The 14,526-nt window shown below is 68.5% G+C and carries 15 protein-coding genes; 6 read left to right on the top strand and 9 right to left on the bottom strand.

What is annotated here, in order from left to right:
* The gene (locus BMW54_RS19095; protein ID WP_256374569.1) at positions 1–129 is read right to left on the bottom strand and encodes a hypothetical protein; all 129 of its coding nucleotides are present in this window, start codon (positions 127–129) and stop codon (positions 1–3) included.
* A 190-nt stretch (positions 130–319) separates the two neighbouring features.
* Between BMW54_RS19095 and BMW54_RS01205 the strand changes: the two genes are divergently transcribed.
* Complete coding sequence (locus BMW54_RS01205) at positions 320–874, top strand: DUF4142 domain-containing protein (RefSeq protein WP_217642581.1); 555 nt, start codon at positions 320–322, stop codon at positions 872–874.
* 70 nt (positions 875–944) lie between these two features.
* Here BMW54_RS01205 and BMW54_RS01200 read toward each other — a convergent pair whose 3' ends face one another.
* Both BMW54_RS01200 and BMW54_RS01195 read right to left on the bottom strand, forming a co-directional pair.
* Complete coding sequence (locus BMW54_RS01200; RefSeq protein ID WP_090052273.1) at positions 945–1,154, bottom strand: hypervirulence associated TUDOR domain-containing protein; 210 nt, start codon at positions 1,152–1,154, stop codon at positions 945–947.
* 79 nt (positions 1,155–1,233) lie between these two features.
* Positions 1,234–2,121 (bottom strand): LysR family transcriptional regulator, encoded by an 888-nt coding sequence (locus BMW54_RS01195; RefSeq protein WP_090052271.1) that lies wholly within the window; start codon positions 2,119–2,121, stop codon positions 1,234–1,236.
* Between the two features lie 108 nt (positions 2,122–2,229).
* On the opposite strand from BMW54_RS01195, the gene BMW54_RS01190 reads away from it, so the two are divergent.
* Positions 2,230–3,162, top strand: a complete 933-nt coding sequence (locus tag BMW54_RS01190) for an NADP-dependent oxidoreductase (RefSeq protein WP_090052268.1) — start codon at positions 2,230–2,232, stop codon at positions 3,160–3,162.
* Positions 3,163–3,172: 10 nt separating this feature from the next.
* Here BMW54_RS01190 and BMW54_RS01185 read toward each other — a convergent pair whose 3' ends face one another.
* From BMW54_RS01185 to BMW54_RS01170, 4 genes are all read right to left on the bottom strand, one after another.
* Positions 3,173–3,814: a TlpA family protein disulfide reductase gene (locus BMW54_RS01185; protein ID WP_139206004.1), complete on the bottom strand. Its 642-nt coding sequence runs from the start codon at positions 3,812–3,814 to the stop codon at positions 3,173–3,175.
* Positions 3,815–3,990: 176 nt separating this feature from the next.
* Positions 3,991–5,103, bottom strand: coding sequence for a M56 family metallopeptidase (locus BMW54_RS01180; RefSeq protein ID WP_090052264.1), 1,113 nt, complete (start codon positions 5,101–5,103; stop codon positions 3,991–3,993).
* Positions 5,100–5,465, bottom strand: a complete 366-nt coding sequence (locus tag BMW54_RS01175; RefSeq protein ID WP_090052261.1) for a BlaI/MecI/CopY family transcriptional regulator — start codon at positions 5,463–5,465, stop codon at positions 5,100–5,102. The genes BMW54_RS01180 and BMW54_RS01175 overlap by 4 nt, the downstream gene beginning before the upstream one ends.
* 73 nt (positions 5,466–5,538) lie before the next feature.
* The gene (locus tag BMW54_RS01170; protein WP_090052259.1) at positions 5,539–6,090 is read right to left on the bottom strand and encodes a TetR/AcrR family transcriptional regulator; all 552 of its coding nucleotides are present in this window, start codon (positions 6,088–6,090) and stop codon (positions 5,539–5,541) included.
* Between the two features lie 86 nt (positions 6,091–6,176).
* Here BMW54_RS01170 and BMW54_RS01165 point away from each other — a divergent pair, with 86 nt between their 5' ends.
* On the top strand, positions 6,177–7,196 hold the full coding sequence (locus BMW54_RS01165) for an NADP-dependent oxidoreductase (RefSeq protein ID WP_090052258.1): 1,020 nt from the start codon (positions 6,177–6,179) through the stop codon (positions 7,194–7,196).
* Positions 7,197–7,228: 32 nt separating this feature from the next.
* A complete protein-coding gene (locus BMW54_RS01160) occupies positions 7,229–7,573 on the top strand; it encodes a hypothetical protein (protein WP_090052256.1) in 345 nt (114 codons plus the stop codon).
* A gap of 24 nt (positions 7,574–7,597) precedes the next feature.
* On the opposite strand, the gene BMW54_RS01155 is transcribed toward BMW54_RS01160, so the two are convergent.
* Positions 7,598–8,392: a thymidylate synthase gene (locus BMW54_RS01155; protein ID WP_090052254.1), complete on the bottom strand. Its 795-nt coding sequence runs from the start codon at positions 8,390–8,392 to the stop codon at positions 7,598–7,600.
* Positions 8,393–8,403: 11 nt separating this feature from the next.
* Entirely contained in the window at positions 8,404–9,234 is an 831-nt protein-coding gene (gene lgt / locus BMW54_RS01150) for a prolipoprotein diacylglyceryl transferase (protein ID WP_090052253.1), read from the bottom strand.
* Positions 9,235–9,384: 150 nt separating this feature from the next.
* Here lgt and BMW54_RS01145 point away from each other — a divergent pair, with 150 nt between their 5' ends.
* Positions 9,385–11,361 carry an alpha/beta hydrolase family protein gene (locus BMW54_RS01145; protein WP_254778991.1) on the top strand — a complete coding sequence of 659 codons (1,977 nt, stop codon included), beginning with the start codon at positions 9,385–9,387 and terminating at the stop codon, positions 11,359–11,361.
* Between the two features lie 100 nt (positions 11,362–11,461).
* Complete coding sequence (locus BMW54_RS19130; RefSeq protein WP_090052251.1) at positions 11,462–14,374, top strand: TonB-dependent receptor plug domain-containing protein; 2,913 nt, start codon at positions 11,462–11,464, stop codon at positions 14,372–14,374.
* The last annotated feature ends 152 nt before the right edge of the window (positions 14,375–14,526 follow it).

The raw sequence follows: 14,526 nt of genomic DNA, 5'->3' as shown, positions 1-14,526 counted from the left end.
TCACCCCTGGTCTTCGTTGTCGTGTTCCTGCTGCGGGGACTCGCGCTCCTTCGGCTTCTTCTCCACCTGTTCGGCCGCCGACCGATCGTAGTCGTGCGGCGAGTTGATCGGTTTGTCGTCTTTGCTCATGGCATGCTCTCCGGTCGCTGTGAACTTTCAGCGTCGGATAGGCGCCGTTGTCATTTGCGCGGCGCGAGGTGAAACGACGTGCACGTGCGTGAAGACGCAGGCCGTTGATCCGCGCTGCACGCGCTGTTCATGAGCCGGGTGCGACATCTTGGGCTCCAGCGCACAGCGCCCAACCGCACGGAGCCATACCATGACACGCATGCCACGCCACGCCCTCGCTGCCGCCCTTCTCGCCGCGGCCGTTCTGCCGGCCGCCGCCTTCGCCCAGGAACACACGCCGGGTTCGAATTCGGCACCTGCGGCGGACGCCATGTTCGTCACCGAGGCCAGCGCGTCGGGCCTCGCCGAAGTCGCGCTTGGCCAGCTGGGCGCGTCGAAGGGTAATTCCGAAGCGACCAAGTCGTTCGGCCAGCAGATGGTCACCGATCACACGAAGGCCAACGACGAGCTGAAGACCATCGCCGGCCAGAAGAACCTCCCGCTGGCCACCGCGCCGAAGCCCGCAGACACGAAGGCCGCCGCCGCGATCGGCGAGAAGTCGGGCGATGCCTTCGACCAGGCCTTCGCGAAGAAGATGGTCGCGGACCACAAGAAGGCCGTCGCGCTCTTCAGCAAGGAGTCGACCAGCGGCAAGGATCCCGAACTGAAAGCGTTCGCGACGAAGACGCTGCCGACGCTGAAGGAACACCTGCAGATGGCGGAGAAGCTGCCCGGCAAGGGTGCGAACGCCATGGCGGGCCACTGACGGCAGGAGCGCGCCCTGCGCGCGACATCGTTCGAGGCCCTGAGCCCCAGGGCCTCGAACGGTGTCGGCGTCAGACCTTCTTCAGCGAGCCCGGTTTGTGCGCGGCTTTACCGCCGCTTTTCTCGCTGACGACGAGGTACTCGGGGTTCTCCTTCGACGCGGCGACCTCGTGTCCCTTGATCTTCGTGGGCTTCGTCAGTTTCTTCTCCACCTTGCCCGTCGTCGTGCCTTGCGAGGTTTTCCAGCTGACCTTGTCGCCGCGCTTGAGCGTGGATGCCATGGCTGCGTTCCCGTTGCTGAGGAATGCCCAGCGTGAAAGCGGCAGGGTGAACGGCATGCGACGCGGGCGTCGTCGGCGATCACCGCGCGGGAAGCGCGAACTCGCCGCCGGGGTACCGGCTGGCCATGAAATCGACGAAGGCACGCACCTTCGGACTCTCGAGCCGACGGGACGTATGCAGCACCCATAGCTCCACATCGTCGCCCGCGACGCCCCAGTCGACGACGTCGCCGCGTTCGATGAGCTCGCCTGCGATGGACTGCGGCAGCAGCGCCACGCCGGCACCGGCGGCGACCGCGTCGCGCACCATGAGCAGCGACGACAGTCGCAGCACCGGCCGCGGCGCCAGCACGAGCGTGCCATCGCGACGCGCCCACGTGTCGCCATCGCGGTAGCTCGCCGCCATCACGACCGCCGGCACCTCGGACGGCTCATCCGCGCCGCCCGAAGGTCGGGCGAACGACGGAGCCGCGACGAGCAGCAGGCGGTCGCGCGCGAATCGGCGGCCGACCAGCCCGCTGTCCTTCGGCGGATTGATGCGGATCGCCACGTCGAAATTCTCCTCCACGAGGTCCGCCCGACGGTCCTCGGACACCGTCTCGATCTCGACTTCCGGATGGAGCCTCAGGAACGCGGCGGCGAGCCGCCCCAGCGCGAGCTGCGAGAACAGCTGGGGCGCGGCGATCCGCAGCAGGCCGCGCGGCGTGTCCACGCCATCGCGAGCGGCGGCGAAGGCATCGGTCACCTCGTGCATCGGTCCGGCCGTGCGTTCGGCCAGCGCGCGGCCGGCCTCGGTCAGCACGAGACGTTGGCCGCCCCGCTCGATGAGCCGGACACCCAGCTGTTCCTCGAGATCGGCCACCCGCCGCGACAGCGTCGCCTTCGAGCGGCCGCTCGCGCGGCTGGCTCGACCGAAGCCGCCATGGGTAGCCACCAGTTGGAAGTCGATCAAGGCGTTCAGGTCCATGCCGTCTCACATTTGGTACAGGATGTCCAAATGCTAGCGACTGTGTTTCGAATTCGATAGCACCTATCGTCTTTCCACACAGCCACTCACCACATCGAGGAGTTACCCATGAACACGATCCGCGCGCTCCAGCTCAACGAATACGGTGGTCCCCAGTCCATCGGCGTCGCTTCCATCGAGGCGCCGAGCCCCGCCCCCGGCCAGGTGCTCGTCAGGGTCCACGCGGCCGGCATCAACGGCCTGGACTGGAAGGTGCGCGAAGGCTACGTCCGCGACGTCTTCCCGCTCGACCTGCCGACCGTTCTCGGCATCGAACTCGCCGGCACCGTCGAGGCCGTCGGCGAGGGCGTCACGGCTCTGAAAGCCGGCGACCGGGTGATGGGCCCCCGGGGCGGCCTGGGCGCCTACGCCGACCTCGTCGCGGTCGACGAAGCCATCCTTAGCCGGATCCCGCCCTCGATGAATTTCGTCGAAGCGGCCGCGCTGCCGGTCGCGGCGATCGCGGCCTGGCAGAGCCTGCACCATGCCGGCCCCATTCGGGCGGGTCAGCGCATCCTGATCCACGGCGCGGCCGGCGGCGTGGGCGGTTTCGCGGTGCAGTTCGCCCGCCGTGCCGGCGCGGAAGTGTTCGCCACGGCCCGCGCCGCGCACCGCGACGAGGTGCTCGCCCTGGGCGCCGACCACGTGATCGCGTATGACGAGGAAGCCTTCGAGAAGACCGTCGCGAACATCGACCTCGTGCTCGATTACGTGGGTGGCGAGGTCCTCGACCGGTCGTGGTCGGTGCTCGCCGACGATGGCGCCATCGTCAGCAGCGCGTCGCCGGCGATCGCTTCGACGGCGCCGGCCGGTCGGCGTGGCCTCTGGTTCGTCAACACGCCGGACGCCGCGCGCCTCGAAACGATCGCGAACGAGGTCGCCGACGGCCAGCTGCGCTCGCGCATCGCCGCCACCGTTCCCTTCGACGACCTGCCGGCCGCCATCGAGCGGAACCGCACGGCGTCGCAGCCGGGCAAGACCGTCGTCGACTTCTCGCTCTGACGGCCGTAGATCAGTGCACCGGGCCGATCCAACGCTCCAGGTCGGCCACGCCGAGAGGCTGGCCCGGTGCCTTCACCGTGTCGCTGCGTACCGCGCTCGTCACACGCCCCTGCGCATCGACCCGCATGAGCGTGGGATAGACCGCGACGCCGGCGGCATCGATCAGGGCCTGCTGGCCGGCGACGACCGGCCAGTTGAGGCCGCGCGCGCGGACGAACTCACGAGCCGTCTCGCGATCGTCGAAGGTGAAGGCCAGCACGGGGACCTCCGGATGCTTCCGGTGGTACGCGGAGAGGACCGGCGTTTCGGCGATGCAGGGCGCGCATTGGGCGAAGAAGAAGCTGGCGACGAAGGGCTTGCCGCGCAGGGAAGCCAGCGAGACGGGCTTTCCATCGATCGTCGACGTGGCGAAGTCCGGAAAGGCGCGCGGCGCGGCGGCCTGCGGCGCCGGCGCCGCCTCGGCCGCGCGACGCTGCGCGATGACGGCATCGCTTTCGAGCCTCAGCGTGGCGCGGTGCGCCTTCGCGTCCTTGATCACATCGAACGGACGCGACGCCATCGCCGCCTTGAAGCGTTCGTACGGGATGACCTTCCCGTCCGGGTCCTGGAACACGACGTCGTAATCGTCGGGCACCGCGAGTAGGGACAGCATGGAAGACGCCTCGGCGGGGCGACGACCGTCGGCCGCCGAGGCAGTCGGGCCGAGGCCGACGAGGGCGGTGAAAAGAAGCGTACGGATCACGGGCGCACCTCGACGGGCTACATGTGTAGGCGATACGCTACATGTGTAGCATGACGCACGCAAGCCGTTGCCGTCCTTCGATCACCTCACCGGCGCGACATGGCAGGCGCCGTCGATACGACCCAGCGACCGTCCTTCGCCTGGCTGAAACGCACGCGGTAGACACCGGGGGCCGGCGTGCTTCCGCTCGATGCCCCGCCCACGGTCGATACCCGGTAGGTGCCGGACGCATCGCCGACGGCTGCGAAACGAATGGACATCCCGCCCAATCCCGCGATCGCTTCCGCCGCGGATCCTGCCTGCCGGACGATCGCCGCCCCGCCGGTGGCGAGCGCCAGCGCGACGAACGCCGCGAGCCATCGTCCCGGATGTGCGGCCCGCGCGGGACCATCGGGCGCGATGATCGCCGCCACGCGGCGCCGGGCCGCGAACGCGGGGCCGGCGATGGTGGATGCGACGCCCGCCGCGCTCGCCGAACGCCGGAGCGCGTCGAGCAAGGCACGGGCATAGCCGGCCCGCGTCTCGCCATCGAGGCCGCGCAGGGCGTCGGCGTCGCAGAGTTCTTCGCGCGCGGCGAGTAGCTGGGCATGCAGGTCCCGCAGCGGACGGCACCACGGCAGCATCGCCAGCGCGGCGTGCTCGGCGAGCAGTCGCCAGTTGTCACGCCGCCGCGCGTGCGCCCGCTCGTGGCGTACGAGCGCGTCGACCACCTCCCGAGGATGCGTCGCGACCGACATCGGCAGCAGGATCGCGGGTCGACGGTATCCGACCAGCATCGCCCCCGGAACGTCCGCGATGCGCACCGGGAGCGTATCGCGGCGATCGCTTTCGCCCAGAAACGCCAAGGCACGGAAGCGCCGAAGCTGTCGAACGAGACGCAGGCAGCGCCAGACCGCCCACCCTGCCGCCAGGCCCACGATGGCGCGGGCCAGCCAGAGCAGCCAGCGCTGCGCCGGCAAGGCGTCCGGCAGCAGCGGCCCGAGCATCGATAGTCCCGTCGTCGGCGCCGCGTTCGGGAAGCAGGCCACCGACGCGACGACCACCGCGGGCACCGCCGCGGTGATCCAGAACGCCACGGACGCGGCGAGATGCCGGCGCCGCGCGTCCAGGGCGGGATCGACGAAGCGCAGCGCCAGCGCGAGCCCGGCGCCGACGATCACGCCGCACGCCCCGCTCATGACCAGCGCGATGGCGTTCATCCGCGGCCGCGCGAGTTGAGCATGCGCTCGAGTTCCGCGAGTTCGGCATCGTTGAGCAGCGCGCTGCCGGTGAACGCGGAGACCGGCACGCGACCGGACACTTCGAGGACGTTGCGGAACAGATGGCCCAGCGATTCGCCGAGCACCTCGACCTTGGTCTGCGCCGGGGAAAAGACGGCCAGCCCGTGGCTCTCTTCGCGCACGACGAGCTCCTTCACCCGCATGCGTTCGAGCACCGTGCGCGTGGTCGAGACGGCCCATCCCGTGCGCTCCGCGAGCGCGTCGTGCAGTTCACGGGCGCTTTGAGGACTGCGCTCCCAGAGCGCCTTCAGTACTTCGAGTTCGCTGTCGGCCGGGACCATCGTCGCTCCGCGCATCGCAGTTGGACCGATGCTACTACATCTGTAGCGCGCTCACGGGCGTCGCGGAGATGCCTCACCTGTCGACGCGCAGGATGGTGTCCCTGACGATGCTGAAGAGCCTCTCGGACCGGGCCGCGTGCGCCGGCTGTTCGCGCAGCCATGCGAGCGCGGCGATGAGATCGAAGAGCTCGGCGCCGTCCAGGTCGGCCCGCGCCAGCCCGGCGTTCTGGGCGCGGCGCAGCAGCGAGGCCCCCGCCCCCTTCAGCCGCACGCACGCGTCGTGCAGGGCCGAATCCGGATCTTCGATGGCGCTCATCATCGGCGCGAGGATCCCGCGGTGCTCATGGGTGAAGCCGATGATGTCGGCCAGCCACGCCACCAGTGCCTCGTCGGCGGCCGCGTCGTTCTCGAGTGCCGCGGCCTTCGCGGCCAGATCGTCGAAGCTCGAGCGAAGCAGCGTTTCCAGCAGCGCTTCCCGCGTCGGGAAGTGGCGGTAGAGCGTGCCGACGCCGACATCCGCCTGGCGCGCGATGTCGCGCATGGAAACGTCCGCGCCCTGTTCCTGGAGCACTTTCTGGGCGACGGCGAGGAGGTGGTCGTAGTTTTTTCGGGCGTCTGCGCGCATGGGCCTTGATATCCGGAACGGCGTTCCGTATATTTGGAACACTGCTCCGTTAAAGATACCCCACTTTCGCTCCGAGGAGAAATCCCATGTCGACGTCCCTGATGAAAGCCGTCCGCCAGCATGCCTTCGGCGGTCCCGACCAGCTCCGCTACGAAGACGCGCCGAAGCCCGTGGCAAAGGCCGGCGAGGTGCTCGTCCGTGTCCACGCCGTCGGCGTCAACCCGCCGGACTGGTATCTGCGCGAAGGCTACAAGACGCTTCCGCCGGAGTGGCGCCCTGCCGCGACCTTCCCGCTGATCCTCGGTACCGACGTCTCGGGCGTGGTGGCCGACGTGGGCGACGGCGTCGAGGGCTTCAGCGTCGGCGACGAGGTCTATGCGATGGTCCGCTTCCCGGATGGCATGGCCGGCGGCAGCCAGGCTTACGCCCAGTACGTGAGCGTTCCGGCCGCCGAACTCGCCATCAAGCCGGCCTCCGTCGACCATGCGCATGCCGCCGGCGCGCCGATGTCCCTGCTCACCGCCTGGCAGTTCCTCGTCGACCTGGGTCACGACGAACCCAACGCCGTGCAGCCCGGTCCGCATCATCCGGTGCCGCTCGCCGGCAAGACCGTCCTCGTCAACGGCGCGGCGGGCGGCGTCGGTCATTTCGTGGTGCAGGTGGCGAAGCTGAAGGGCGCGCGCGTCATCGCGACCGCGTCGTCTCGACATAGCGAGATGCTGAAGTCGCTCGGTGCCGACGAAGTCATCGACTATACGAAGACGGTTCCCGAAGACGTGGTGCGCGACGTCGACCTCGTCGTGGACGCCGTCGGCGGCCCCACCAGCGGCCGTTTCCTGCGCAGCATCAAGCGCGGCGGCGCCCTCTTCCCGATCTTCCCGCTGGGCTTCGCGGATGCCGACGAAGCTGCCCGTCTCGGCGTCACGGTGTCGGCGACGCAGGTGCGCTCGAGCGGCGCCCAGCTGCACGAACTCGCGGCCCTGCTCGATTCGGGCGCCATCCGCGTCGTGCTGGACAGCACGTATCCGCTGGCGGATGCTAACCGTGCGCACGAACGTGCGGAGCGCGGTCATATCCAGGGAAAGATCGTGCTGACCGTGGACTGATCACACCAGCCACCCACCGTGGAGCCATTCCCATGACGATCCTGCGCAAGGCCATTCTCGATCTCTTCGATCCCGGCGTGCCGACGACCGACGCCGCGGAGCGACATTTCGATCCGTCCTTCCGGCAGCGTGTCGACGGCGCATGGATCGACCGGGCGGCGTTCGTCGCCGGCATCGAGGCACTGAAGGAGGACCTGGTCCGCGTCGATGTGTCCGTGCTCGACGAACTCGTCGTCGACGACCGCTACGCGGAACGCCACGTCATCGATCTCGAACTGCGCAACGGCGCACGGATCGCACGCGAGGTCTACGTCTTCGGGCGGCGCGGACCCGACGGCCGGTTCGTCAGCATCGAGGAAGCCACGATCGCGCCATGACGCGATCGTGGGTCGGGGCGCCGCTCAGACCGCGACCGGTGCCTTGATCGCGGGATGCGGGTCGTAGTCTACGATGGCGATGTCCTCGAAGCGGAAATCGAACACCGAGCGTACCTCGGGGTTCAGCACCAGCCTCGGCAGCGGACGCGGTTCGCGCGTGAGCTGTTTCGTCGCCTGTTCGATGTGATTCGAGTACAGGTGCGCGTCGCCGATCGTGTGGACGAAGTCGCCGGGCTGCAGGCCCGTCGCCTGCGCGACCATGTGCGTCAGCAGCGCGTAGCTCGCGATGTTGAAGGGAATGCCGAGGAAGATGTCGCCCGAACGCTGGTAGAGCTGGCACGAGAGCTTGCCGTTCGCCACGTAGAACTGGAACATCGTGTGGCACGGCATCAGGGCCATTTTCGGCAACTCGCCGACGTTCCACGCGGAAACGATCAGGCGCCGCGAATCCGGGTTGCGTTTGATCTCCTCCACCACCCACGCGATTTGGTCCACGACCTTGCCGTCCGCCGTGGGCCACGCACGCCACTGCCGTCCGTAGACAGGTCCGAGGTCGCCGTTGGCGTCGGCCCACTCGTCCCAGATGCTCACCCCGTTTTCCTTGAGGTAGGCGATGTTCGTATCGCCCTTGAGGAACCAGATGAGCTCGTGAACGATGGAGCGCAGGTGCAGTTTCTTCGTCGTGACCAGCGGGAAACCGCGGCCGAGGTCGTAGCGCATCTGCCAGCCGAACACACTGCGTGTGCCGGTGCCGGTACGGTCGGACTTCTCGGCGCCGTGCTCGAGAACGTGACGGAGGAGATCGAGATAGGGCTGCATGGGCGTCGACTTTACCCGTTCGCCGTCGCGGTGACCGGCGCGACGGGGGCATAGGGCGCCCGCCGCGAAAGCAGCAGCAGGAAGATGCCCACCGCGATCAGCGGCAGCGACAGGATCTGGCCCATCGTGACCCAGCCGAACGCGAGGTAGCCCAGCTGCGGGTCGGGCACGCGCACGAACTCGATGGCGAAGCGGAAGCATCCGTAGAGCAGACCGAACAGGCCCGACACCGCGTAGCGCGGACGGGGCTTCATCGAATACAGCCACAGCACCACGAACATCACCACGCCCTCGAGCGCGAATTCGTAGAGCGGATTCGGGTGGCGCGGCAGCGCGTCGGGCGCGTGGGGGAAGATCATGGCCCAGGGCAGATCGGTGGGTTTGCCCCACAGCTCGCCGTTGATGAAGTTGCCGAGGCGGCCGAGGCCGAGACCGAGCGGGACGAGCGGCGCGACGAAGTCCACCGTGTCGAAGAATTTCACGCCGTTGCGCCGCGACCACCAGAGGCCCGCCACGAGCACGCCCAGCAGGCCGCCGTGGAACGACATGCCGCCGTCCCAGACGCGGAAGAGCGCGACGGGATCGGTCCAGATCCAGTCGATGTTCGTATAGAACAGCATGTAACCGACGCGACCGCCGAGCACCACGCCCATCATCAGGTAGAACATCAGGTCGCCGAAGCGCTCGGAGCTGACCGGCAGCCTGCCCTGGCGGCGACGGTACTCGCCGAGGGCCCAGCCGCCGAGGAAACCACCGAGGTACATCAGCCCGTACCAGTGGACCTGGACCGGACCGAGCGAGAGCGCGACGGGATCGATGTTGACGACGTACGGAGTGGCCATGGAACGCCCGGATGAGATGCAGGCGCCAAGTGTACCGCCCCACCCTGTCCGCAGGTCGCCTTGTGGCGAGGCCGGGGATCGGCTATATCGGCCCACGGAGGCCGTCCGGGGGGACGGCACGATACGGACACATCGAACAGGGGAGACTCCATGATCAACCGCCTCGCGCGGCCCATGCTGGCCGCGCTTTGCCTCGCCTCGACCGCCGCCTCGGCCGCCGACCTGGTACCCGTCGCCGATTTCGCGCGGCGCATGCCGCTGACCAGCCCGAGCCTGTCCCCGGACGGCCAGTACGTCTCGCTCGCCTTCCACGACCCGGACGGCAAGACGCACGGCCTCGCGATCTACCGCGTGGGCGACATGAGCAAGGCGGTCACCCTGATCCGCATGCCACCCTACGAGGCACCGGCGAAGATCGCCTGGGCCAGCCCGACCCGTCTCGTCGTGGCGCGCGGCAAGGTTGACGGTTCCATCGGCCGGACGATGCTCACCGGCGAGATCATGTCCATCGACGTCGATGGCAAGAATCCCGACTACCTGTACGGCTACCAGGCCGTGGGCAAGCGCGCGGCGACCCGCGCCACCGACGAGGGCTGGGGCGAGATCGAAGGCCTGCCGGTGCAGAACAACGGGCACTTCTACATGCGGGCCACGTCGTGGCTCGACCAGAATCGCAGCACGCTCTACGACGTGGACGCGAAGACGAGCACGCGCAAGCAGATGGCCGACATCGGCATCGGCGGCATGAGCTTCATGATCTCGCCCGACGGCCAGGCGCGCTTCGCGTTCGGCACGGACGACTCGTTCCGCTGGGTCGTGTTCCATCGCGAGGGCAGCGGCTGGAACAAGCTTTCCGGCAGCGCGCAGCAGCAGAACTTCACGCCGGTCGCGAGCGTGGCGGGCAGCAACCGCATCTACGCGAAGTACAGTCCCGACGGCAAGGGCGGCGCGTTCGTCGAACAGGACGAGGACGGTGGCAACCCGAAGATCATCCGCAAGGACGACTTCAGCGAGGTGAGCGCGTCGGGCCTGTGGACGCCCGCGCCACTGCGTCCCTTCGGCACGATCGCCGACACGGGCATCCCGCAGCCGACCTACATCGATCCGGCGTCGCCGATCGCCAAGCTGCACATGGCGCTGTCGCAGAAATTCCCGGGCCAGTTCGTCAGCTTCGTCGATTACAGCGAGGACGGCGGCCAATTGATGTTCAGCGTGTCGAGCGACCGCGAGCCGGGCCGTTACATGATCATCGACACGAAGACGTTCAAGGTCAGCAAGCTGTTCGACGCCAAGCCGTGGATCGATCCGGCGAAGATGTCGGAGCGCCGGCCACTGCGCTTCAAGGCGAGCGACGGACTCGAGCTCGAAGCCATCCTTACCTTCCCGAAGGGCAAGCCCGAAACGAACCTGCCGTTGGTCCTCATGCCCCACGGCGGTCCGCACGGCGTCTCCGACGACTGGTTCTACGAGGACGACGCGCAGTTCCTCGCGAACCGCGGTTACCTCGTGCTGCAGGTGAACTATCGCGGCTCCGGCAGCCGCGGCAGCACGTTCGAGCAGGCGGGTTACCTGAAGTGGGGCACGCGCATCCAGGAAGACCTGATCGACGGCGTGAAGTGGGCCATCGCGCAGCGTTTCGCCGACCCGGGACGCGTGTGCGTCTACGGCGCGAGCTTCGGCGGTTACTCGGCGATGATGGTGCCCGTCCGCGCGCCCGGCATGTTCCGGTGCGCCGTGGGTTACGACGGCATCTACGACCTGGACATGATGTACAACAAGGGCGACATCAAGGACAGGAAATCCGGCCGCAGTTACCTGACCACCGTGATCGGCAAGGACCAGGCCGATCTCGCCGCCAACTCGCCCACCCACCTGGCGGACAAGATCGACGTGCCGGTGTTCCTCGTCCATGGCGAAGACGACCAGCGCGCGCCGTTCGCGCAGTTCAAGGCGATGCGCGCCGCGCTCGACGCCGCCCACAAGCCGTACGAGACGCTGACCAAGCCCGACGAGCGGCACGGCTTCGTCAAGCCGGAGAACGTCGAGGAGTTCTACAACCGGCTGCAGGCGTTCCTGGACAAGCACCTGGGCGGCGACAGGCCGGCGACGGCACAGGCGGCGCCATAGGCCCATCCGCAGCGAGGTTGCCCCCCCGGCCCGCAGGCGCTATGTTGGCGCGATCGTCGGGCCCGGGTGGGGTGAGGCGGGGCTTGGGAGGTTTTGGGGTATGCACGTGAGTACCGGGCACACGCGCCAGGTCGCGAGGCGACGTATGGCGCTCGCGAGTGCGCTCCTGGCCGCCTTGTCCGGAACCGCCGTGCATGCCCAGCAGACCGCGCCGGCCGAAATGCTGGCACCGGTCAACGTCACCGTGACGGGCTCGCGCATCCGCGGCACCGATGTCGAAACCGCGCAGCCCGTTTTCACCATGGACCGCGCGGCCATCCGCGCCACCGGCCTGTCCGATCTCGGCAGCATCGTCGCGCGCATGCCCTCGGCAGCGACGCCCGAGGTCACGCCGCAGGACACCCTCTCCTCCAGCGGTGACGCCGGCGGCCGTTACGCGAACCTGCGCAATCTCGGCGCCGTGCGCACGCTCGTGCTCGTCAACGGCCGCCGCTGGACCACGAGCCTCGGCGGACTGACCGACCTCTCCACCATTCCCGTCGCGATCGTCGAGCGCATCGAGGTACTCAAGGACGGCGCGTCCTCCATCTACGGCTCCGACGCGATCGGCGGCGTGGTCAACATCATCACGACCGACCGCTTCGAAGGCGCCTCGGCCGACGTCCTCTACGGCCAGAACGGCAAGGGCGACGGCGCCACGAAGCATGGCGCCTTCACCTGGGGCCGGAGCGGCCAGCGCGGCTCGCTGATCCTCGGCGCGAGTTACGACGACGCGGACGACCTGCGCGACGCGAAGCGCTCGCTCACGCGCAGCGCGTACGGCCCACGGCACGCCGATGCCGGTCTCGGCATGGGGCCATGGGGCGGCGTGGTCGACCCGCGCGCACCGGGCACCCCCGGCGCGGGCAACTACGCCGGCGACGGCAGCTGGATCGCCAACCGCTACGTCGCGAACCATCCCGGCGTCGTCGATACGTCCAACCTCGCGAACTACCACCCGTACGACGTCGACAGCAACGCCGACAAGTACGCGACGGCCCGCGATATGACGTTCCGCGCCGGCAGCAAGTTGCGCAACCTGTTCGCGACGGGTCGCTACAACCTCACCGACGACATCGCCCTGCGCGGCATGGCCGACTACGGGGTGCGCGACACGCGCTGGCAGGCGGCAGGCTATCCGCTGCAGAGCGGTTCGGGACGCGACGCCGGCCTCGCGATCGACGCCGACAACGCTTACAACCCGTTTCCCGGTTACGACACCGCGTTCTTCCGTCGCACCACCGAAGTGCCCCGCGTGAACTGGGCGAAGAGCAAGGCGCTGCATCTCGACACCGGTGCCGAAGGCACGTTCGACTGGCTCGACCACGCGTGGAACTGGGACGTCACCTACGCCTATTCGGAGACGCGCGCGAGCCAGACGACCAGCGGCAACATCAACCTAGTGAATGCGCGCAAGGCGCTGGGACCGACGACGACGCTCGACGGCCAGCCCGCCTGCACCAGCGCCGCGGATCGCGCGGCAGGCTGCGTGCCATGGAACATCCTCGCGGGCCCCGGCGGCACGCCGGACGCCGTCTGGCGTTACGTGACGTCGACGGGCACGTCGCACCAGACCACGCGAACGAACGACGTCATCGCCAACCTCACGGGCGGCCTGGTCGATCTTCCCGCGGGGACGCTGCGCGTCGCCGGCGGCATCGAGCACCGTCGCGAGAACGGTCGTTACGTACCGTACCCCGCCGATTCGGCGGGACTGACGACCCAGCTCGCCAGCGCTCCGACGAACGGCGGCTACATCGCGAACGAGGCCTATCTCGAACTCGACGTGCCGCTCCTCGCGGACCTCCCGCTCGCGCGCGAACTGGCGGCGAACGTGTCGAGCCGTTACTCGCACTACTCCGCCTTCGGCGGCCGCACGAACAACAAGTACAGCCTGCGCTGGAAGCCGGTGGACGACCTGCTGCTCCGCGCCACGTTCGCGGAAGGGTTCCGTGCCCCCACGGTGGCCGACCTGTACGCCGGCGCGAGCGAGAGCTTCGAGAGTTTCCTCGATCCCTGCGACAGCGTGTACGGCGCCTCCGCCACCGATGCCGCGGTGCGCGCACGTTGCGCCGCCGCCGGCGTGCCGGCGAACTATCGGCAGATCGACCAGTCCGGTGCGCGCATCGGCTCCGCCACCGGCGGCCAGAACCCGACCGCCTTCACCACGGGCGCGAACCCCGCGCTCAAACCGGAGACGTCGATCACCCGCACCGCCGGTGTGGTGTACAGCCCGAGCTACGTCGAAGGACTGGACATCACGCTCGACTATTACAAGGTCGACATCCGCGACGTGATCACGCCCGTGCTCGCGGGCGACATCCTCAATTTCTGCTACGTCCGCAACGACCCCTCGTTGTGCGGCCGCTTCACGCGCGCGGCGGACGGCCAGATCGTATCGCTCGACGAGAGCCTCGCGAATCTCGGCTCGCTGCGCACCGAAGGCTACGATCTCGGCCTGCATTACCGGTTCCCCGAGACGCGCTACGGCGAGTTCACCCTGCTCTCCGACAGCACCTATCTGAAGGATTACACGCAGGTCGGCAGCCCCGGCGGCGCGCCGCGCCATCTGGCAGGATACATGAACGGGGTGCAGGGGCTCTACCGCGTTCGCTCGAACCTTTCGCTCGACTGGTCGTGGCGGCGCTTCGGTGCGACGTGGACCACACGCTGGTTCTCGGGCCTGAAGGATTCGTGCTGGTCCGCGGATGTCGAATGCAACCGCCCCGACGCGATCAACGCGCTCACGGGCGCCACCGGCCTCAGCCGCAAGGGCGGCGTCGCCTTCAACGACCTGCAGGTGCGCTGGCTGGCACCGTGGAACGGCAGCTTCCGCGTCGGCGTGAACAACGTCTTCGCGCGCAAGGGCCCGCTCTACTACAACGTGTCGAGCGCCGGCGGCGGCAGCCCGCCGTACAACCCGGCGTTCGACATCGACCGCTACTGGTACGTCGGATACCAGCAGAGTTTCTGAGCCGCCGGGCGGCTCCCCTTACCGTCGCACCGGCGTACGCCGGTGCCTACGGCGGAGCGATCGTCGAACGGCGCTACCGCCACGCACCGATGGGAACCGAGGCCGTGGATCCCGGTTTGCACCGGGATGACGCTGCGGAAGCGCGGCGAACG

Source organism: Luteibacter sp. 329MFSha, assembly GCF_900111665.1.
Taxonomy (GTDB): Bacteria; Pseudomonadota; Gammaproteobacteria; order Xanthomonadales; family Rhodanobacteraceae; genus Luteibacter.
Note: the sequence above shows the minus strand (reverse complement) of the source record. Positions and strands in the feature narration are given on the sequence as shown.